General features: G+C 70.5%; 17 protein-coding genes. 14 read left to right on the top strand and 3 right to left on the bottom strand.

Annotated features, from left to right (window positions below):
- Positions 1 to 43: 43 nt before the first annotated feature.
- The 6 genes from E2170_RS01825 (at position 44) to E2170_RS01805 (ending at position 6177) form a co-directional block, all read left to right on the top strand.
- The gene (locus tag E2170_RS01825; RefSeq protein WP_132998939.1) at positions 44 to 619 is read left to right on the top strand and encodes an ECF-type sigma factor; all 576 of its coding nucleotides are present in this window, start codon (positions 44 to 46) and stop codon (positions 617 to 619) included.
- Entirely contained in the window at positions 609 to 3221 is a 2613-nt protein-coding gene (locus E2170_RS01820) for a serine/threonine-protein kinase (RefSeq protein ID WP_132998938.1), read from the top strand. The genes E2170_RS01825 and E2170_RS01820 overlap by 11 nt, the downstream gene beginning before the upstream one ends.
- 112 nt (positions 3222 to 3333) lie before the next feature.
- On the top strand, positions 3334 to 4488 hold the full coding sequence (locus E2170_RS01815; RefSeq protein ID WP_132998937.1) for a hypothetical protein: 1155 nt from the start codon (positions 3334 to 3336) through the stop codon (positions 4486 to 4488).
- A gap of 384 nt (positions 4489 to 4872) precedes the next feature.
- Entirely contained in the window at positions 4873 to 5007 is a 135-nt protein-coding gene (locus E2170_RS14110) for a hypothetical protein (protein WP_279432848.1), read from the top strand.
- 32 nt (positions 5008 to 5039) lie between these two features.
- Positions 5040 to 5387, top strand: a complete 348-nt coding sequence (locus E2170_RS01810; RefSeq protein WP_132998936.1) for a hypothetical protein — start codon at positions 5040 to 5042, stop codon at positions 5385 to 5387.
- 34 nt (positions 5388 to 5421) lie between these two features.
- Entirely contained in the window at positions 5422 to 6177 is a 756-nt protein-coding gene (locus E2170_RS01805; protein ID WP_132998935.1) for a carboxypeptidase-like regulatory domain-containing protein, read from the top strand.
- Between the two features lie 61 nt (positions 6178 to 6238).
- Here the strand turns inward: E2170_RS01805 and groL are convergent, their stop codons facing one another.
- The 3 genes from groL to E2170_RS01790 all read right to left on the bottom strand — a co-directional run bounded on the left by groL (position 6239) and on the right by E2170_RS01790 (position 8954).
- Positions 6239 to 7879, bottom strand: coding sequence for a chaperonin GroEL (gene groL, locus E2170_RS01800; RefSeq protein WP_132998934.1), 1641 nt, complete (start codon positions 7877 to 7879; stop codon positions 6239 to 6241).
- A 57-nt stretch (positions 7880 to 7936) separates the two neighbouring features.
- Positions 7937 to 8224 carry a co-chaperone GroES gene (gene groES / locus E2170_RS01795; RefSeq protein WP_132998933.1) on the bottom strand — a complete coding sequence of 96 codons (288 nt, stop codon included), beginning with the start codon at positions 8222 to 8224 and terminating at the stop codon, positions 7937 to 7939.
- A gap of 223 nt (positions 8225 to 8447) precedes the next feature.
- Positions 8448 to 8954: an acyloxyacyl hydrolase gene (locus E2170_RS01790; RefSeq protein WP_243708023.1), complete on the bottom strand. Its 507-nt coding sequence runs from the start codon at positions 8952 to 8954 to the stop codon at positions 8448 to 8450.
- A 152-nt stretch (positions 8955 to 9106) separates the two neighbouring features.
- On the opposite strand from E2170_RS01790, the gene E2170_RS01785 reads away from it, so the two are divergent.
- The 8 genes from E2170_RS01785 to prmA all read left to right on the top strand — a co-directional run bounded on the left by E2170_RS01785 (position 9107) and on the right by prmA (position 19701).
- Positions 9107 to 10921 carry an endonuclease gene (locus tag E2170_RS01785; protein WP_132998931.1) on the top strand — a complete coding sequence of 605 codons (1815 nt, stop codon included), beginning with the start codon at positions 9107 to 9109 and terminating at the stop codon, positions 10919 to 10921.
- 138 nt (positions 10922 to 11059) lie between these two features.
- Positions 11060 to 13495, top strand: coding sequence for a protein-disulfide reductase DsbD family protein (locus E2170_RS01780; RefSeq protein WP_243708022.1), 2436 nt, complete (start codon positions 11060 to 11062; stop codon positions 13493 to 13495).
- On the top strand, positions 13492 to 14091 hold the full coding sequence (locus tag E2170_RS01775; protein WP_132998930.1) for a TlpA family protein disulfide reductase: 600 nt from the start codon (positions 13492 to 13494) through the stop codon (positions 14089 to 14091). Before E2170_RS01780 ends, E2170_RS01775 begins: the two co-directional genes overlap by 4 nt.
- Before the next feature lie 115 nt (positions 14092 to 14206).
- Positions 14207 to 14653 (top strand): type II 3-dehydroquinate dehydratase, encoded by a 447-nt coding sequence (gene aroQ / locus E2170_RS01770; protein WP_132998929.1) that lies wholly within the window; start codon positions 14207 to 14209, stop codon positions 14651 to 14653.
- Between the two features lie 58 nt (positions 14654 to 14711).
- Positions 14712 to 15200: an acetyl-CoA carboxylase biotin carboxyl carrier protein gene (accB, locus tag E2170_RS01765; protein WP_132998928.1), complete on the top strand. Its 489-nt coding sequence runs from the start codon at positions 14712 to 14714 to the stop codon at positions 15198 to 15200.
- Positions 15201 to 15210: 10 nt separating this feature from the next.
- On the top strand, positions 15211 to 16578 hold the full coding sequence (accC, locus tag E2170_RS01760) for an acetyl-CoA carboxylase biotin carboxylase subunit (RefSeq protein ID WP_132998927.1): 1368 nt from the start codon (positions 15211 to 15213) through the stop codon (positions 16576 to 16578).
- 111 nt (positions 16579 to 16689) lie between these two features.
- A complete protein-coding gene (locus E2170_RS01755) occupies positions 16690 to 18690 on the top strand; it encodes a hypothetical protein (protein ID WP_132998926.1) in 2001 nt (666 codons plus the stop codon).
- 90 nt (positions 18691 to 18780) lie between these two features.
- On the top strand, positions 18781 to 19701 hold the full coding sequence (prmA, locus tag E2170_RS01750; protein ID WP_132998925.1) for a 50S ribosomal protein L11 methyltransferase: 921 nt from the start codon (positions 18781 to 18783) through the stop codon (positions 19699 to 19701).
- Positions 19702 to 19719 lie beyond the last annotated feature (18 nt).

The raw sequence follows: 19719 nt of genomic DNA, 5'->3' as shown, positions 1-19719 counted from the left end.
TGCTACCGTCGCGCGTCCGCACTGCCCCGGGGAGGGGACGGGCATGTCCGACGCCGAAATCACACAGCTGCTGGTGCGCGCGCGCAGCGGGGAGCCCGAGCGGCTGGCCGAAGTGTTCCAGGCGCTGTACCCCGAGCTCATGCGCATGGCGCGCTCGCGGCTGCGCGGGCGCCACGACACCCTGACCCCGACGGTCCTGGTGCACGAGCTGTTCCTGCGCGTCACCGCCTCGGAGAACCTGGAACTGGTCGACCGCAGGCATTTCTTCGCCGCCTCCGCGCAGGCCCTGCGCTGGATCATGGTCGAGGACGCGCGCAAGGGCCTGTCGCAGAAGCGCGGCGGCGGCGCGGTCCATGTCGAGCTGGAGGACGACCTTGCCCCGGCCGTCGCCGGCGGGCCCGCGGACACCGGCGTGCTGGCCCTGCACGAAGGCCTGGAGGCGCTGGAGCAGATCAGCCCGCAGCGGCGCCAGGTGGTCGAGCTGCGCTACTTCGCCGGGCTCGAGTTCAAGGAAGTCGCAGAGCTTCTCGGCATTTCGGAGCGGACCGCGCAGCGCGAGTGGGAGCGTGCGCGCGCGTTCCTGCTGGCAATGCTGGACGGGGACGGCGATGGATCCTGAGCGGCTCGCGGACTGGCAGGCCGCCGACGCCCTCTTCGACCAGTGGCTGGACCTGCCCGAGCCGGAGCGCGATGCCTGGTTGGCGGCACAGGCACCGTCGGGCGCAGTGCGCCGGCGACTGGACCAGCTGATCGACGCGCACCGCAGGCCACGCGCCGCGCTCGACCCCTCCGGCGACAACCTCGCCGGCTGCAGGCTCGGCGAATGGACCCTGGGCAGCGAACTCGGCCGCGGCGGCATGGCCGTGGTCTACCGGGCCTGGCGCGAGGACGGCATGGCACGGCGACAGGCCGCGCTGAAGATCCTCACCCTGGGCGCACTGGGCGCCACCGGCCGCGAACGCTTCCAGCGCGAGGCCGAGATCCTCGCCCGTCTCAACCATCCCAACATCACCCCGCTGATCGATTCGGGCGTGGCCGGCGACGGCACCTGCTGGCTGGCCATGCCGCTGGTCGAAGGCAAGCGCATCGATGCCTGGTGCGACACGCAGGCGCTGGATGCCCGATCCATCGTCCGCCTGTACCTCCAGGTCTGCGGTGCCGTCGCCTGTGCGCACCGGAACCTCGTGATCCACCGCGACATCAAGCCTTCCAACGTGCTGGTCGAGGAAGCCGGGCACGTACGCCTCCTCGACTTCGGCATCGGCCAGTTCACCGATGCGGCCGCCGAACCGACCCAGACCCTGTGGCGCGCAATGACCCCCGGCTATGCCGCGCCCGAGCAGCTGCGCGGCGACCCGCCAAGCACCGCGATCGACGTCTACGGCCTGGGTGCCCTCCTGCACCGGCTCCTGACCGGCCTCACGCCGGAAGCCGGCGACACCACCACCCGGCCCTCGCAGCTGGTGCGGACCAGCAGCCACGCCTACCACCGCCACCACCTTCCGCTGAGGAACGACCTCGACCGCGTCCTGCTGAAGGCCCTGGCCGAGGAACCCGAGCGGCGTTACGCATCGGTCGAGGCCTTCGCCGACGACCTCCGCCGCTGGCTGGACCAGCGTCCCGTCCTCGCCCAGGAGCCCTCCCTGGGCTATCGCGCGCGCAAGTTCATCGGCCGCAACCGGTTCGGGGTGGCGGCGGGCGTGCTGCTGTCTGCGACTCTGGCGGCTGGCGTCACGGCAACGCTCTGGCAGGCACAGGAAGCGCGCAGGGAAGCGGAGAACGCGCGCGTGCAGGCGCAGCGGGCGATCCTGGTGCGCGACTTCCTCCAGCATGTGTTCCAGTCCACCGAGCCTGCAGCCGGCGGCGTCCCGGACGCACTGGAACTGCTGGCCGAAGGCGCGCGCCGCGCGCGCAGCGACCTCCTCGACTCCGACCCCCTGGCCGCCGCTGACATCCTGATGCTTACCGGCCAGGCACGGAGGGAGCTGGACCACGGGGCGGAAGCGGAAGCCGACCTGCTCCAGGCGCGCGAGCTGTTCGCCCGTGTCGCCCCCCGGGCCTGGAAGGAACGCGCCAGCATCGAAGAAGAGATCGGACATCTGCTGCGAGACCGCGGCGATGGCGAAGGGGCGCTGCGCCACTCGCGGGCCGCAGTGGGCCTGGGCGAGCAGGCCTTGGCCGAGGACGGCAACGCCAAGCCTCTGCTCGAGGCCAGGACCGGCCTCGGGATGGCCCTGTTCGCCAGCGATCCACACGCCGCGCGGGGCATGTTCGAGGACGTCCTCGCGGCGCTTCCCGGCCACGGCCTCCAGGACACCACGCTGCATATCACCGCGATCGACGGCCTGTCGGCCACGGTCGCCGCAACCACCCCCGACGACATCGAGCGGATGGTCGCGATCTCGGAAGAGCAGATCCGGCTGTCACGCCTGATCGATGGCCCCGACAGCGGCTGGTATGCCAGCACGCTCGCCGACCAGGTGCCCACCTTCGGGCGCGCCGGTGACCATGTGCGTGCGGGGGAGCTCGCCCGGGAAGCGGTTGCTATCGCGGACCGCGTCTATCCGGGGCCTCATTCGAAGAAGGCCGCGGCACACTGCCAGCTGGCGGCCCACCTCCATTTGCGCGGGCGTTTCGCCGAAGCAGTGGAGCACTACGCGGTGGCCAGCGGCATCAACCGGGAGCTCGGCCAGAGCAACCTGCACGTGCAGGCCTGCTTCATGTTCAGCGGCTACGCGAACGTCGCGACGGGCGACTATCCGACCGCGCTCGCGGACATGGAGCGCAGCTGGGAGATCCTCGGCCAACACGATTACCGGACGTCGCCGACCGGCCTCACGGCCTGCGGAAACCGGGCTTCGCTTCAGCTCCTCCTGGGCGATATCGGAGCAGCCGCAGGCATCCTCGCCGACTGCCCGCGCCCTGATGGCGGGCCGCCGGTGATCCAGCACCACCAGGCCTTCGCGGAGCTGCACCTGGCCCGCGGACAACTGGCCGAGGCCGGACGGATCGCGGAGGAGTTGCGCGAAGCCGGCCCTCCCGAGGCCGACGACCGCTACTGGATGCGCCCGTGGATGCTGTCGCTGCTCCTGGCCCACCGCGAGGGACGGGAGGACGCATTCGCGTCCCTGGTCGCCGCGCTCGGCGAGCACGCCGCCATGGAGCCGCTGTCGCACTGCCTCGCCGCACCGGACGAGGCCCGCTGCCTGGCCTTCCCCTAGGCAGCCCGCGTCCCCGGTGCACGCCCGCGGCAGCGCTGCGCTCCCGCGATGACGTGGCGGTTCCCGCTTCCTGTTCCCGATAACCAGGGACCCGGACAGCAGGAACGCAGCCATGAAAATCCACCACCACCCGCTCGCCATCGCCCTGGCGACCGCCCTCGCCGGCCTCGGCGCCACCGCCTCGCCGCAGGCCAGCGCCGCCAAGGCCGAACTCCACGTCGAAGTCGCCACCCACACCATGCCCGGCATGGGCGGACTGGGCACCCTGGGCCGCATCACCGGCAACCTCTCCGGTGGCACCGCGAGCTACGGCCAGGCCCGCCACCCCGGCATGCCGGGGCACTACCTCGACATCGCCCTCGACAACGAGGACAGCCCCGGCACGGCCGCGAACCTCGCGATCCCCAAGGGCCTGCGCCTGGGCGACAGCATCGACCTGCGCGCACCCGAACGCCGGACAGACACCCATACCGGCGGCGGCGGCAACGATGGCGCCACCGGCCTCGCCGATGGCTCGTCGCAGGAGATCCGCTACTACTGGGGCTGCGGCAACGAAGTGCGTGGCGGCCAGCCGCGCACGATGACCACCGCCGTCCGCAACGGCAAGCCGGTGGTGACGGGCAGCATGCCGCAGCCGCGCACGGTGCCGCAGCTGGGCATCGACGCCGGCCCGGCCTTCGCCCTGTGGCCCAACCCGTCCAGCCGCAAGTCGGTGTCCAATCGCGCGTCCCTGGTCGGCGCCCACCGCCTGACCGGCGGTGGCCTCGCCCAGGCGATCGATTTCCAGGTCGACGACGCCCAGGACTTCATGCCCGAACTCGAGCTCGACAGCACGGGCAGCGCCGCCGAGGGCATCGCCCTCGCCTGGAACGGCGTCGATGGCGCCAGGGCCTACTTCATCCAGGCCATGGGCATGGACGGCGACGCGATGGTGATGTGGAGCAGCGCGGAAGACGGCGTTGCCGGCCCCGAGCTGATGGCCTACCTCCCGGGAAACACCCTTTCGCAATGGCTCGGTGCGCGCACGCTGCTGTCGCCGGAGACGCGCAGCTGCAGCATCCCGGAAGGCATCTTCTCGAGCGAACCGATGGTGCAGATGATCGCCTACGGCAACACCCGGACCATCGAGGGCGATGACTGGCGCGTGCACCTGCGCAGCAAGTCGACCGCGACCCTGATGGGCGGTGGCGTGGCTCCGGCCGGAGCGGCCAAGGACGCCGGCAAGAGCGCCACCAAGGGGTTCCTGCGTGGCCTGATCGGTCGTTGATCGCATGCGCCTCCGGATCAAGTGCCTGAGGACACCGCCCCTCCTCCTGGCCGCACTGGCGCTGCCGCTGCTCTCCGCCTGCGGGGACAGCGCCGCCACCGGCACCGCCCGGGAAGAGCGCGGCTACGCCACCGGAAAAGTCGTCGATACGCAGGGCCGCCCGCTTGCCGGGGCGAAGATCCTGCTCGACAACTCGATCTTCTACGCCTCCTACATCGATGGCTCGAGCCGGGACGACGGCAGTTACCGGATCAGGGTTCAGCCAGGCGCCTGGCGGGCCCAGGCCAGCCTGGACCGCGAGTACAACGGGCGAACCTACACCCTCGAACTGCACGGCGACGAGACCGACTCCTTCGACGAGGAAGGCGCCGTGCGCGATTTCACGTGGAAACTGGACAGGCGCTCCGCATCCAGGACTGGCATGCCAGGGGCGACTTCGTGCCCCGCTTCCAGCTCGACTTCCTGCCGGATCCGGGCAACGGGCCACGCAACTCGGCCTCGATCGTCATCGGCTACTGACCACCACGCATCCAGACACAAGGACCCAGACCATGAAACCGATCCTCATCGCCATCTTCGTCGTAGCCACCGCCCTCCTCTCCGCCTGTACCGTCAGCACCGACCTGGATTCCGCGCGTGTGGACTGCGGCACGCCCGGTCCCCACGGCGTCGACTGCCTGGTGCAGCGCACCGGCGGCAATCGCGGCTTCGAGGCCTGCTGGGACCTCGCCATCACCTGCCAGAACGGCGGCGTGATGACGGGATCGGCCTGCCACTCGATGGCCGCGGCCGACAGCAAGGGCGAGCAGAACATGCCGGCCGACGGCTTCTCCAACCAGGCCGCCTGCGACGTTCCCGCGTCGGGACAGGTGGAGAACCTGAAGGTCACCGCGCAGTGATCCTGCACACCTACGAGCGCAGGGAACCCGGGGCATGAAGGTGCCGCGCGCCCTGGCCACCGCCATGCTCCTGGTCGGGGTGTCCGCGTGCGGTGCGGACGGCAATGCCACCGCCGCGGCCGCCCCGGCCAGACATGGCCATGTCACCGGCAAAGCGGTCGATGCCCGCGGCGAGCCGATCGCCGGTGCCCGGGTGCTGCTGGACAATACGGTGTTCCACGCCTCGCACATGGAAACCACGACCGCCGCGGACGGCAGCTACCGGCTGAAGATGCATCCCGGCGCATGGCTGGCGACCGCCACCTTCCGGAAGGAATACAACGGACGGACCTACCAGCTGGAGCTGCACCCGGAAAGCCCCGACGCCTTCGACGACGACGGCGCGATCCGCGACTTCAGCTGGAAGCTGGAAGGACGTTCGCCGCTGAACGAGTACCGCTACTACGGCGGTTCCATCGTGGTGCACGCGGGCAACGACTTCGACGGGGACATGCAAGCGGTCAGGCTGGCCCTGGTACCCGCGGGCCCGCTGATCGACGGTTCGGAAGGAACCATGCTCGCGCTGCGGCAGGGCGACCGCTACTGGGTGCAATACGGCTACATCGAAGACGTGCCGATCGGGCGCTACCGGGTCACGGCCGTGCTCGAAACCGGTGAAGGATCCCGCCCGCTGAGGATCCGGAACCTTCACGCGAAGGATGGGCCGCAGCAGGAACTCCTGCTGGACTTCCTGCCGGAGTCGGACCTGTCCCCCGGGCAGAACGTCGCGGTCATCGCGATCGAGCACTGAGAACCAAAAAAACCCCGCCTCTCGGCGGGGTTTCTTCTGGCTCATGCCGCGGCAACCGGGATCAGAAGCCCATGCCGCCCATGCCGCCCATGTCGCCGCCGCCCGGCATCGCCGGCTCTTCCTTCTTCGGAAGCTCCGCCACCATCGCTTCGGTGGTGATCATCAGGCCGGCGATCGAAGCCGCGTTCTGCAGCGCGGTGCGGGTGACCTTGGTCGGGTCCAGGATGCCGAACTCGACCATGTCGCCGAACTCGCCGTTGGCGGCGTTGTAGCCGTAGTTGCCCGAGCCGTCCTTGACCTTGTTGACGATGACCGACGGCTCTTCGCCGGCATTGGTCACGATCTCGCGCAGCGGGGCTTCCATGGCGCGCAGGGCGATCTGGATGCCGTGGTTCTGGTCTTCGTTGGCACCCTTCAAGCCTTCGACCGCGGTCTTGGCGCGCAGCAGGGCGACGCCGCCGCCCGGAACCACGCCCTCTTCGACGGCTGCGCGCGTGGCGTGCAGGGCGTCTTCGACGCGGGCCTTCTTCTCCTTCATCTCGATCTCGGTCGAGGCACCGACCTTGATCACCGCCACGCCGCCGGCCAGCTTGGCCACGCGCTCCTGCAGCTTCTCGCGGTCGTAGTCCGAAGAGGTCTCCTCGATCTGCGCCTTGATCTGCTTGATGCGGCCTTCGATGCCGGAGGTCTCGCCGGCGCCGTCGATGATGGTGGTGTTCTCCTTGGAGACCTGCACCTTCTTCGCGCGACCGAGGTCGTTGATGGTCGCCTTCTCGAGCGACAGGCCGACTTCCTCGGAGATCACGGTGCCGCCGGTCAGGATCGCCATGTCCTCCAGCATCGCCTTGCGACGGTCGCCGAAGCCCGGGGCCTTCACGGCGCAGACCTTCACGATGCCGCGGATGGTGTTCACCACCAGCGTCGCCAGGGCCTCGCCCTCGACTTCCTCGGCGATGATCAGCAGCGGCTTGCCGGCCTTGGCCACGCCCTCGAGGACGGGCAGCAGGTCGCGCACGTTCGAGATCTTCTTGTCGTGCAGCAGGATGAAGGGATCGTCCAGCTCGGCCGACATCGACTGCTGGTTGTTGATGAAGTACGGCGACAGGTAGCCGCGGTCGAACTGCATGCCCTCGACCACGTCGAGCTCGTTGTCCAGGCCCGAGCCTTCCTCGACCGTGATCACGCCTTCCTTGCCGACCTTGTCCATCGCCTGGGCGATCAGGTCGCCGATGTTGGCGTCGGAGTTGGCGGAAATGGTGCCGACCTGGGCGATTTCCTTGCTGGTCGACGACGGCTTGCTGATGTTCTTCAGCTCGCCGACCGCGGCCACCACGGCCTGGTCGATGCCGCGCTTGAGGTCCATCGGGTTCATGCCGGCGGCGACCGCCTTCATGCCCTCGCGGATGAAGGCCTGGGCCAGCACGGTCGCGGTGGTGGTGCCGTCACCGGCGTTGTCGGAGGTCTTGGAGGCGACTTCCTTCACCATCTGCGCGCCCATGTTCTCGAACTTGTCGGCCAGCTCGATCTCCTTGGCGACGGACACGCCGTCCTTGGTGATCGTGGGCGAGCCGAAGCTCTTGTCGAGCACGACGTTGCGGCCCTTCGGGCCCAGGGTCGCCTTGACGGCGTTGGCGAGCACGTTGACGCCACGCACCATCTTGGCGCGCGCGTCCTCACCGAAACGGATTTCCTTCGCGGACATGTGTGTTACCTCGAATGTGGATCAGGGAATGGGGATGCGATGCGCTTCGGGGCGCACTCAGCCGACGATGGCGAGGATGTCGTCCTCGCGCACGATCTTGTATTCGGTGCCTTCGTGCTTGTAGGCCGAGCCCGAGTACTGGCCGTAGATGACCTTGTCGCCGACCTTGACCTTCGGCGCGCGCAGGCTGCCGTTGTCCAGGGCCTTGCCCTCGCCCACGGCCACGACCTCGCCCTGGGTGGGCTTTTCCTTGGCGTTGTCGGGGATGACGATGCCGCCGGCGGACATCTGCTCGGCTTCGATCGGCTTGACGACCACGCGGTCGTAGAGCGGCTTCAGGTTCATGCGATCCTCACAAGTGATTGATTTTACGGGAGTCGATGGTCGATCGGTCGCGCATTCTGGCAGTCGGGGAGTCCGAGTGCCAGCGCGCGCGCCGCGAAAACCCGGCAGCGCCGGGATGCCCGCAACATGGGGGGCTGCTTTCGGGGTTCAAGGGGGGTGGGAGGAAAAATCTTCCCGGACGCGCCCGACCCCCGACCAGGGCCGGGCCGGGGCGGGGCGGGGCTCAGAAGCGCCAGGCGGCGACCAGCATGGTCTCGCCGTCGTTGGGCTTGTGCAGGCTGGCGTTGGAGATATGGCGCAGCAGCAGGGAGAAGCGGTCCCAGCGCCAGCCGGCGGTGGTGACGAACTGCGGATCGCCGGACAGGGCGTCGGTTTCGCCGGACTGGGCACCGACGCCCGCGCCCAGGGTCAGGCCGTTGTCGGTGCGCTCGTAGCGCAGGCCGGCATAGCCGACCCAGACGTCGTCGGCGAGGTCGCGGCCGCGGACGTCACCGCGGCCATTGACGTAGACCGCGCCCACTTCGGCGCGGAGCACCGCGTTGTCGAGCGACCGGACCTCGGGCAGCCAGGCCACGGAGGCGACCCGGGTGAATTCGCGGTTGGTGGTGGTGGAGGCGCCGGCGGCTACTTCGATGTCGCTGGCGGCCCGGGCCGGGACAAGCGGGGCGGAGGCCAGCATCACCACGGCCAGCCCCGCGCCCAGGACGGCGGAGCGGGAAGACACACGCATGGGGGATACCTGCATGAATGGGGAATCGATCACGGAAAGCATAAGGTTCCGGTGTCGCGCGGGCGTGCAGGCCCACAGAAAGGTGTGTCCCCCTGTCTGGCAACAGTCACATGGGACGGCTAAATTGCAGGGTTCACCAAGGGGAAACATCAATGCGACCTGAACGCTCCATGCTCTGCTGCGCGCTCGCCCTCGGCATCGCCGCGGCCCTCCCGGCCCAGGCCGAGGTCTTCGTCAACGAAATCCACTACGACAACCTGGGCGCCGACGTCGGCGAGGCGATCGAAGTGGTGGGCAGCGCCGGCGAAAGCCTGGCCGGCTACCAGCTCGTGCTCTACAACGGCAGCAACGGCCAGTCCTACAGCACCACCACCCTGCCCGAGGGCAACCTCGCGACCTGCGGCGGCCAGGTCCGCTTCGCGGTCGCCACCTATCCGCAGGACGGCGTGCAGAACGGTTCGCCCGACGGCATCGCCCTCGTCGACCCGCAGGGCGGCGTGGTCCAGTTCCTGAGCTACGAAGGCACGATGACGGCCAGCAACGGTCCGGCCGCCGGCATGACCAGCACCGACATCGGCGTCGAGCAGGCCAACAGCACGCCCATCGGTCTCTCGCTGCAGCTCGGCGGCGAAGGCAACGTCTACGCCGACTTCGCGTGGAATGATTCCGCGGCCCAGACCTTCGGCGCCTGCAACAACGGCCAGTCCTTCGGCGAACCCGGCAACGCCGCGCCGCGCGTGGTCTCCACCTTCCCCACCGAAGGCTCGAGCGACTTCCCCTATGCGGCCGACCTGACGGTCACCTTCAGCGAGCCAGTCGTCGCCCAGCCCGGCGCCTTCACCCTGGCCTGCGAGGGACTGGCCCGCCGCCAGCCGGTGCTCGACCACGAGGCGCAGGCGACCAGCTTCACGCTGACGCCGTCGATTCCGCTGGTCCCCGGCCAGGCCTGCTCGCTGCAGATCGATGCCGGCCTGATCGCCGACCTCGACGAAGCCGCGCCCGAAGCCGACACCACCATCGCCTTCCACGTGAAGCGCTCCAGCTCGGGCACCAACCCCGGCGAGTACTACGGCCTGGTCAACGACTCCAGCCCCGACCAGCTGCGCTGCTCGCTGCACGAGACCATCCGCGGCCATGTCGCCTACCCTTACAGCGGCAGCGGCACCAGCACCTGGACGATCCTCGAGATCGCCGACGAGGACCCGAACGATCCGGGCAAGATCCTCGACGTCTACCGCAACCGCAGCTACACCAAGGTCACCGACCGGGCCGGCAGCGGCGGCGGCAACAGGTACAACCGCGAGCACACCTGGCCGAACTCGCTGGGCTTCCCCAGCACCACCGGCAACCTCGGCCTGCCGCACTCGCCCTACACCGACACCCACATGCTCTACCTGAGCGACGAGGGCTACAACTCCAACCGCGGCAACATGCCCTTCGCCAACTGCGCCAGCGGCTGCACCGAGCGCGCCACCGAGTTCAACAATGGACGTGGCGGCGGCAGCGGCACCTACCCAGGCAACTCCAACTGGTACCAGGGGCCGAACGGCAACCAGGGCTCGTTCGAGGTGTGGGGCGCGCGCAAGGGCGACATGGCGCGCGCCGTGCTGTACATGGCGATCCGCTACGAGGGCGGCGTGCACCCGACCACCGGCCAGGCCGAGCCCGACCTCGAGCTGACCAACAACCGCAGCCTGATCCTGGCCACCAGTTCGCTGGATGCGCCGGCGTACATGGGCCTGCTGTCGAACCTGCTGGCCTGGCACCAGGCCGACCCGCCGGACGACGCCGAGCGCGCCCGCAACGAAGTGGTGTTCGCCTACCAGGGCAACCGCAACCCCTTCATCGACCATCCGGAGTGGGCCACCGAGGCGCTGTTCACCTCGACCACGCCGGCCACCTGCGAGCTCGGCACCCCGACGCCGAACCCGCCGCGCAACCCGAGGCTGCGCAACCCGCTGCGCTGAGCCAGCGGCCCGCGGGCCGACGGATGCACCATCAGGAGGGGCGCCGGCATGCCGGCGCCCCTTCTTCGTTCCGGAACCGTCCGGGTTCCGGCGGCACGGGTCGGCTACCCTATCCGGCCCCTCCACGTAGCGACCGCGATGACCGTCCTGCCCTGGCGGCGCCTGTGCGCCGCGCTCCTCGCGCTGTCGGCGCTGCTGGCGCCGGCGATGGCGGCCGCCGCGATCGACCTCGACGACCTGCTACCGGTGGACGAGGCCTTCGTGCTGCGTGCCGAGGCCACCGCGCCGGACCGTATCGAGCTGGAATGGACGATCGCCGACGGCTACTACCTTTACCGCCACCGCATGGGTGCCGAACCGGTCGATGCCGGCTTCCGCGCCGCGCCCGGCGGGCTGCAGCTGCCGGACGGCAAGCGCCACACCGACGAGTTCTTCGGCGAGGTCGAGACCTACCGCGACCGCGTGCGCGCGGTGCTGCCCGGCACCGCCGCGGGCGCGCGCACCGAACTGAAGATCCGCTACCAGGGCTGCGCCGACCTCGGCATCTGCTACCCGCCGCAGACGCGCACGGTGGCGGTCACGCTGCCCGCGGCGGCCAGCGCCACCGCAGCCGCAACCCCCGACACCGGCTTTGCCGCGCTGGGCCAGGCGCTCGGTGCCGGCCCCGCGGGCCGCGGCAACCTGGCGCTGCCCGGCGGCAGCCAGGCACTGCCGCTGCCGGAGGAACAGGCCTTCGCCTTCGAGGCCATCGCCGGCGACGGCAACACCGTCCTGATGCGCTTCACCCCGGCGCCGGGCTACTACCTCTACCGCGACCGCAGCAGCTTCAGCCTCGAGGCCGAAGGCATCCAGGCCGGCGCGCCGCGCTGGCCGCGCGGCGTCCAGCATCGCGACGAGCACTTCGGCGAAGTGGTGGTGTATTTCGACCAGGTCGACGTGCCGCTGCCGCTGCGGCGCAGCCACGGCGAGCCGCGCGAGGCCACCCTCACCGCCACCTTCCAGGGCTGCCAGGACGAGGGCATCTGCTATCCGCCGATGACCCGGCGCGTACGCGTGTCGCTGCCGTCGGGCACGATCGCGACCGCGGCGCCGGAAGCCGCTGCCACGACGGAAGCCCGGCCCGGCGACGGCGCGCGCGCGGAAGACGACGCCACCGCGTCAGCGACGACCGCGGACGAAGCCACCGGCCAGCGCGAGGACGTGGCCGCCGCCCTGTCCAGGATCGCCGGAAGCACGGGGGCCACCGCGGACAGTCGCGAGGACGACGACCGGGCCGCGGACGACCTGGCGGACCGGGCCTCCGCTGCCGATGCCGCCGCCGCCGACAACGCTGCACGCAGCACCCCGCCCACGGCCACGACCGGCGGCCTCGCCCTGGCCCTGCTGCTGGCGCTGGCCGGCGGCATCCTGCTCAATGTCATGCCCTGCGTGCTGCCGATCCTGTCGCTGAAGGTGCTGGGCCTGGCCCAGGGGGGCGCCAGCCGTGCGGCCGCGCGCAGCCATGCGCTCTGGTACACGGCCGGCGTGCTGGCCGCCTTCGCCGCGATCGGCCTACTGGTGCTGGCGCTGCGCGCCGCCGGCCAGGCCCTGGGCTGGGGCTTCCAGCTGCAGCAGCCCGGCTTCGTGGCCGCGCTGGTGCTGCTGATGGCGGCCGTCGGCCTGAGCCTGTCGGGGGTGTTCAGCGTCGGCGGCAGCGCCAACCTCGGCCAGGGACTGGCGGCGCGGACCGGCCCGGTCGGCGACTTCTTCACTGGCGTGCTGGCCTGCGTGGTCGCCAGCCCCTGCATCGCGCCCTTCATGGGCGGCGCCCTGGCCTATGCCTTCACCGCCCCTGCGGCGGCGGCGCTGCTGGTGTTCCTGGCCCTGGGCCTGGGCCTGGCCCTGCCCTTCCTGCTGGTCGGCTTCGTGCCGGCGCTGGCCGACCGTCTGCCCCGCCCTGGTGCCTGGATGGAAACGCTGAAGCAGATCCTGGCCTTCCCGATGTACCTCACCGCGATCTGGCTGGCCTGGGTACTGGGCCGCCAGCGCGGCGTCGACGCCATGGCCCTGGTTGCCGCCGGCGTGGCGGTGATGGCACTGGCGCTGTGGTGGCTGGAGCGCGCGCGCCTGCGCGGCGGCTGGCTGTGGCGGCTGCCGGCGATCGCACTGCTGGCGGTCGCACTGTCCTCGGCCTGGCTGGTCGGCCGCCTGCCGGCGCCGGCCGCCGCCGCGGCCAGGGCTCAAGGCGGCAGCGTGCCGTACTCGGCCGACGGACTGCAGGCGCTGCGCGACGCCGGCACCCCGGTCTTCGTCAACATGACCGCCGACTGGTGCGTGACCTGCAAGGCCAACGAGCGCACCACCCTGTCCAGCGACGCCTTCCGCGAGGCGCTCGCCCGCACCGGCGCCACCTACATGGTCGGCGACTGGACCAACGTCGATCCGGAGATCAGCGCCTTCCTCGAAGCCCACCGCGCCGTGGGCGTGCCGCTGTACGTGGTCTACCCGCGCGGCGGCGGCGAGGGCGAGGTGCTGCCGGCGGTGCTCGACCGCGGCACCGCGGTCGCGGCGCTGGAACGGGCGGCCGGCCGATGAGCACGCGCGCCATCCTGCTGGTGGCGCTGGCGGCCGGCGTGCTCGGCGTGGTCGCCGGGCTGGCGGTGAACGGGCCGGGACCGCTGCTGCGCACCGAACTCGGCCAGCGCGCGGTGCAGCAGGCGATGGAGGCCGTCGCCCCGCCGCCGCCGGAAGGCCTGGCCGTGGCCAGGCGCGGCGACCCGATCCCCGCCGTCACCCTGCCGGACCTGTCCGGCACGCCCCGCAGCCTGCCCGCCGATTTCGACGGCCGCCCGCTACTGGTCAACTTCTGGGCCAGCTGGTGCGGCCCCTGCATCGAGGAAATGCCCGAACTCGACCGCTTTGCCGCCGAACAGGGCGACAACGGCGTGCAAGTGATCGGCATCGCGCTCGACGACCAGGCCGCGGTCGAGGATTTCCTGCAGCGCATCCCGGTGCGCTACCCGATCCTGATCGACGCCGCCGGCCCGCGCGATGCCGGGGTCCAGCTCGGCAATCCGCGCGGCGTCCTGCCCTACACCGCCCTGGTGTCGGCCGACGGCCGCCTGCTGAAGCAGCGCATCGGGCCCTTCGTCCATGGCGAACTGGACGCCTGGGCGCGGCTGGACGACTGATTCAAACAGTCGCTTAAAACGTCACTTTATCGCAAAACTTCGGCGATCTGGACACGATCGGCCGCTTGGCGCAGACTGGCGACCGTTTTTCGCGAACGCGGCGCGACCGCATCGAATGGACCGGATCCTCGTCCTCCACGGCCCCAACCTCAACCTGCTCGGCAGCCGCGAGCCGGAGATCTATGGCCGCGAGACCCTGGCCGCGATCGACGCCGGTTTGCGCCAGCGGGTGGAAGCAGCGGGGCTGGCCTTCGAAAGCCTGCAGTCCAACGCCGAGCACGTCCTGGTCGACCGCGTCCAGGCCGCCGCCGGCGACGGCACCCGCTTCATCCTGCTCAACCCGGCCGCTTTCACCCACACCTCGGTCGCCCTGCGCGACGCCCTGGCCGCGGTCGCGATCCCCTTCATCGAGGTGCACCTGTCCAACCCGCATGCCCGCGAGCCCTTCCGCCGCCAGAGCCATTTCAGCGACCTGGCGGCGGGCGTGGTCTGCGGCTTCGGCGCGGCCAGCTATTCCTATGCCCTGGACGCCGCGCTGGCGCGGCTCGCGCCGGCATCCTGACCCCGAACCCCTGTAGCCACCGCCGGCGCCTGCGCCCGGCATCACCCGAGAGGCCCGCATGGACCTGAGAAAAATCAAGAAGCTGATCGACCTGCTCGAGGACTCCAACCTCGCCGAGATCGAGATCAAGGAGGGCGAGGAGTCGGTGCGCCTGGCGCGCACGCCGCGCGCGGGCTACGCCGCCGCGCCGCAGCCGGCGCCGCAGTACGTGGCCGCCCCCGACCAGGGCGCGATGATGCCGATGCAGTCCCCCGTGCAGGCCGCCACCGGCGGCGCCCGCCCGGCCGAACCCACCGGCCCGGCGCTTCCGGAGGGCAACGTCGTGCGCTCGCCGATGGTCGGCACCTTCTATGCCTCGCCGGCCCCGGACAAGCCGCCCTTCGTCACCGTCGGCCAGGCGGTCAGCGTCGGCGACACGCTCGGCATCGTCGAGGCGATGAAGATGTTCAACCCGATCGAGGCCGAGGTCGGCGGCACCGTGCTCGCCATCGTCGGCGAGAGCGGGCAGCCGGTCGAGTTCGACCAGCCCCTGTTCGTGATCGGCTGAGGCGGCGGCCATGCTCGACAAGGTCGTCATCGCCAACCGCGGCGAGATCGCGCTGCGCATCCTGCGCGCCTGCCATGCCCTGGGCATCCGCACGGTCGCCGTGCACTCCACCATCGACCGCAACCTCAAGCACGTGGCCATGGCCGACGAGTCGGTCTGCATCGGCCCGGCGCCGTCGCAGCAGAGCTACCTCGACATGGCCAGCATCATCGCCGCCGCCGAGGTCACCGACGCCCAGGCCATCCACCCCGGCTACGGCTTCCTGTCGGAGAACGCGGACTTCGCCGAGCGCGTGGAGCAGTCGGGCTTCGTCTTCATCGGGCCCAAGGCCGACACCATCCGCCTGATGGGCGACAAGGTCGAGGCGATCAAGGCCATGAAGGCCGCCGGCGTGCCCTGCGTGCCCGGCTCGGGCGGCCCGCTCGGCGAAGACGCGGCGGAGAATGTGCGCATCGCGCGCGAGATCGGCTATCCGGTGATCGTGAAGGCCGCCGGCGGCGGCGGCGGCCGCGGCATGCGCGTGGTCCAGACCGAGGCCGCCCTGGTCAACGCCATCGCGACCACGAAGCAGGAGGCCAAGGCGGCCTTCGGCAACGACATGGTCTACATGGAGAAGTTCCTGGAGAACCCGCGCCACGTGGAGATCCAGGTGCTGGCCGACGGCCAGGGCCACGCCATCCACCTGGGCGAACGCGACTGCTCGATGCAGCGCCGCCACCAGAAGGTGGTCGAGGAGGCGCCGGCGCCGGGCATCACCCCGGAAATGCGCGAGGAGATCGGCCGCGTCTGCGTCGAGGCCTGCATCCGCATCGGCTACCGCGGCGCCGGCACCTTCGAGTTCCTGTTCGAGGACGGGCGCTTCTACTTCATCGAAATGAATACGCGCATCCAGGTGGAACACCCGGTCACCGAGATGGTCACCGGCATCGACCTGATCCGCGAGCAGCTGATGATCGCCGCGGGGCGCCCACTGTCGATCCGGCAGGAGGACGTGGTGCTGCGCGGCCACGCCATCGAGTGCCGGATCAATGCCGAGGACCCGGACAGCTTCCTGCCCTCGCCTGGCCTGATCCAGCACTTCCACGCCCCCGGCGGGCCGGGCGTGCGCGTGGACAGCCACGTCTACGAGGGCTACCGGGTGCCGGCCAACTACGACTCGATGATCGGCAAGCTGATCGTCCACGGCGCCGACCGCGAGCAGGCGATCTGCCGGATGCGGGTGGCGCTGAGCGAGATGGTGATCGACGGCATCAAGACCAACATCCCGCTGCAGCAGCGGATCCTGGCCGACGGCGGCTTCGAGGAAGGCGGGCGCAACATCCACTACCTGGAGAAGCGCCTGGCCGAGCGCAAGGACAAGGCGCTCTCGATCCTCTGAGCGGCGCCGCCCATGCGGCAGCGCGTCATGGTGGCGGGGCCGGCACTCGCCTATGCTCGGAAGTTCGCCGGGCACGGGGGCCGGCACCAACGACCATGGGAGAGAGGATCGATGCGTTTTCGCAAGAGCAGGCTCGCAACCGTCGTAGTGGGCGGGCTACTGGTGTCGGCCACGGCCGGGATCGTTTTCGCACAGCCGCGCACCGCGGCCCCGGCACCCAAGGGTGCGGCCACGGCCGACGCGGGCGTGCAGAGGCCCTGGAGCGCCGGCGGCGGCGACATCGGCATCCGCTGGAACCATGACCTGGCCGGCGACCTCGGCATGCGCATCGTGCCCGGCTCCATCCACGGCCGGCGCGCCAGCGACGGCTCCGAGCGCTTCGCGCTGCAGGACGGCCGCCAGCTGCAGTTCATGGTCGGCAACGGCTACGCCCGCGAGATGGCCGGCGGCGGCCTGCAGGCCAAGGGCGGCTATGTGGTGCAGCTCAAGGGCGGCAGCATCGACCTCGACGGCTTCCGCCTGGTGCCGCGCCGGATGAAGCCCGGCGCCGAGCCGGAGTTCGACCTGGTCGACGCCCAGGGCACGGCCTGGTTCCACGTCGACCACGTGATGCACGAGCTGCTTGACGACCCGCCGTCGTTCACCGTGCCTTCCTCGGACATCCGCATCAGCGAGCGCCTGGCCCAGCGCCTGGGCAAGCCCTACGCGGCGGGCATGGCGATCGCCGAGCTGCAGCTCGACGTGCCGGTACAGGTGCGCGGCAGCGGCGACCTGCAGCCGCAGGCCAACCAGATCACCTGGGACGGCGACCCGGCGCCCGACGGCGGCACCTACCAGAACGACATCTTCATGCTCAGCACCTTCGCGCAGCAGTCGCGTTGCCAGGGCTGCACGGGCAACAGCGGCAGCGGCAACCTGGTGATCACGCCGTCGGCGACGCTGAAGAACAACGTCAACGAGGGCAGCTTCAACGCCACCGTGCCCGGCGACCCGCTCGGCACCAGCGCCGCGAAGTGGACGGCCACCATTCCCTGGTACCAGAAGTTCACCGCGCCTTCGGCGCCGTACAACAACGACCAGCATCCCTACCTGATCTGGAACATGTACCGGACCAACCCGGACGGCAGCCTCGAGCAGATCGGCCGCTCGGGCGTGAAGCACGCCTACCTGACCACCAACGGCAGTTGCCTGGACAGCGGCGACCACCACGGCCACGCGCTGGGCCGCGGTTGCACCGACACCTACTCGGTCGGCAACAACGACTACACCCAGGGCATGACCTCGCGCGACGAGATCCTGCCGGCTTCGGGCCTGTGGGGCCGCTGCGGCTCGGTGTTCGATCCGGACTGCAACGGCGTCCAGAACACCTCGCCGGGCAACGAGTACAGCTACCGCATGCTGGTCAACGAGACCCAGCTGTCGCCCAGCGCCAATCCCGGCGCCAGCTGGCTGTTCGAGTCCTGGTACGTGGCCCGCGGCGACATCAACATCTACAACTCGATGTCGACCCGGGCGACCACGCCGGCGTGGAGCGGCAGCGTCTGGAACATCAACAGCACCGGCGAGCGCCTCGGCTCGGCCATCGACCGCTGGTTCGGGGACGCCGCCGCACCGCCGCCGAACCCGCGCAATCCGCGCATGAACCCGGTCAAGGACCGCAAGCACATCGCCGAACTGGTCGCGGGTGGCGCCCGCGCCAAGCTCGCGGTCAAGGCCGCGCGGCAGCCCAACGGCGTGTGGGAGTACCACTACGCGCTGATGAACTTCGAGTTCGTCTTCGCACAGACCGAAGGCAGCACGCCGAACCTGCGGATCGTGAGCAGTACCGGCTTCGATGGATTCAGCCTCGGCACCGCGTCGGGCAGCGCCATCGCCTCGACCGTGTTCCGCGACGGCGACCTCGACGACGGCAACGACTGGGGCTTCGAGGCGGGCGCCGACCGCGTCGGCTGGTACATGGGCGACAGCGACCGCAGCCTGCGCTGGGGCGAGCTGTACTCGTTCACCGTCTACTCCACCCGGGCACCGGTGAGCGGCACCGCCACCCTGCACGGCGACAGCGCCAACCGGGGCGTCACCTACGAGATCGAGACCCTGGTTCCGGGTCCCTGAGCCCGACCGCCGGCCCGGGACGTCCCGGGCCGGCGGCCTTCCCGCGTACCGGGCCGGTACCATGCACTCCCCCAGGCCCGGCCACGCGCGATGCCTTTCCTCGAACTGACGCTCCACTGCCGCGAATCCGAGCAGCCCCGCTACGAGCACGCCCTCGACGACGTCGGCGCGCTGGCGGTGACCATGCTCGACGCCAACGCCGGCACCAGCAACGAAGACGCCATCCTCGAGCCCGGCGTGGGCGAGACCCCGCTGTGGGCCGCGATCACCCTGAGCGCGCTGTTCCCGCACGATGCAGATGCGCTGCTGCTGCTGGCCGCGCTGGAAAGCTTCGACCCCGGCCTGGACTGGAGCCGGGCCTCGTTCCGCAACGTCGAGGACCAGGACTGGGAGCGCGCCTGGATGGACCAGTACGTGCCGCTGCGCTTCGGCGAACGCACCTGGATCGTGCCCTGGAACCGCGAACTCCCCGAAAAAGCCGACCGCGCAGACGCCGCCATCGTGCGCCTGGACCCCGGCCTGGCCTTCGGTTCCGGCACCCATCCGACCACCGCGCTGTGCCTGCGCTGGCTCGACGGCCTGGCCGCCGACGGCCTGCTCGACGGCGCGCGCGTGCTCGACTTCGGCTGCGGCAGCGGCATCCTTGCCCTGGCGGCCCTGAAGCTCGGCGCCGCGCACGCCACCAGCATCGACAACGACCCGCAGGCGCTGACCGCCACCGCCGACAACGCCGCGCGCAACGAGGTCGCTTCGCGGCTTTCCGTGCACGCGCCCGACGATGCACCCGACGGCACCTGGCCGGTGGTGGTCGCCAACATCCTCGCATCGGCGCTGGAGGCGCTGGCCGACACCATCGCCGCGCGCGTCGCGCCGGGCGGGCGGCTGGCGCTGTCGGGCATCCTGGACGGCCAGCAGGATCCCCTGCTCGCACGCTATGGCGAGTGGTTCGACGAACTGCACGTGGCGGTGGAGGGTGACTGGGTTCGCATTGACGGCATCCGCCGCGGCTGACGGCTGCCAGCCGCGCAC

The organism is Luteimonas arsenica (genome assembly GCF_004352825.1).
Lineage (GTDB): Bacteria > Pseudomonadota > Gammaproteobacteria > Xanthomonadales > Xanthomonadaceae > Luteimonas > Luteimonas arsenica.
This window is presented reverse-complemented; position numbering and strand designations above follow the sequence as displayed.

Excerpts from the sequence above, each read along its gene's own strand:
- E2170_RS01780 (WP_243708022.1), top strand. The coding sequence starts at position 11,060 with ATGACCGTCCTGCCCTGGCGGCGCCTGTGCGCCGCGCTCCTCGCGCTG.
- E2170_RS01810 (WP_132998936.1), top strand. The coding sequence starts at position 5,040 with ATGAAACCGATCCTCATCGCCATCTTCGTCGTAGCCACCGCCCTCCTC.
- aroQ (WP_132998929.1), top strand. The coding sequence starts at position 14,207 with ATGGACCGGATCCTCGTCCTCCACGGCCCCAACCTCAACCTGCTCGGC.
- E2170_RS01805 (WP_132998935.1), top strand. The coding sequence starts at position 5,422 with ATGAAGGTGCCGCGCGCCCTGGCCACCGCCATGCTCCTGGTCGGGGTG.
- E2170_RS01785 (WP_132998931.1), top strand. The coding sequence starts at position 9,107 with ATGCGACCTGAACGCTCCATGCTCTGCTGCGCGCTCGCCCTCGGCATC.
- E2170_RS01755 (WP_132998926.1), top strand. The coding sequence starts at position 16,690 with ATGCGTTTTCGCAAGAGCAGGCTCGCAACCGTCGTAGTGGGCGGGCTA.
- prmA (WP_132998925.1), top strand. The coding sequence starts at position 18,781 with ATGCCTTTCCTCGAACTGACGCTCCACTGCCGCGAATCCGAGCAGCCC.
- accC (WP_132998927.1), top strand. The coding sequence starts at position 15,211 with ATGCTCGACAAGGTCGTCATCGCCAACCGCGGCGAGATCGCGCTGCGC.
- groL (WP_132998934.1), bottom strand. The coding sequence starts at position 7,879 with ATGTCCGCGAAGGAAATCCGTTTCGGTGAGGACGCGCGCGCCAAGATG.
- groES (WP_132998933.1), bottom strand. The coding sequence starts at position 8,224 with ATGAACCTGAAGCCGCTCTACGACCGCGTGGTCGTCAAGCCGATCGAA.
- E2170_RS01790 (WP_243708023.1), bottom strand. The coding sequence starts at position 8,954 with ATGCGTGTGTCTTCCCGCTCCGCCGTCCTGGGCGCGGGGCTGGCCGTG.
- E2170_RS01815 (WP_132998937.1), top strand. The coding sequence starts at position 3,334 with ATGAAAATCCACCACCACCCGCTCGCCATCGCCCTGGCGACCGCCCTC.
- E2170_RS01820 (WP_132998938.1), top strand. The coding sequence starts at position 609 with ATGGATCCTGAGCGGCTCGCGGACTGGCAGGCCGCCGACGCCCTCTTC.
- E2170_RS01775 (WP_132998930.1), top strand. The coding sequence starts at position 13,492 with ATGAGCACGCGCGCCATCCTGCTGGTGGCGCTGGCGGCCGGCGTGCTC.
- E2170_RS01825 (WP_132998939.1), top strand. The coding sequence starts at position 44 with ATGTCCGACGCCGAAATCACACAGCTGCTGGTGCGCGCGCGCAGCGGG.
- accB (WP_132998928.1), top strand. The coding sequence starts at position 14,712 with ATGGACCTGAGAAAAATCAAGAAGCTGATCGACCTGCTCGAGGACTCC.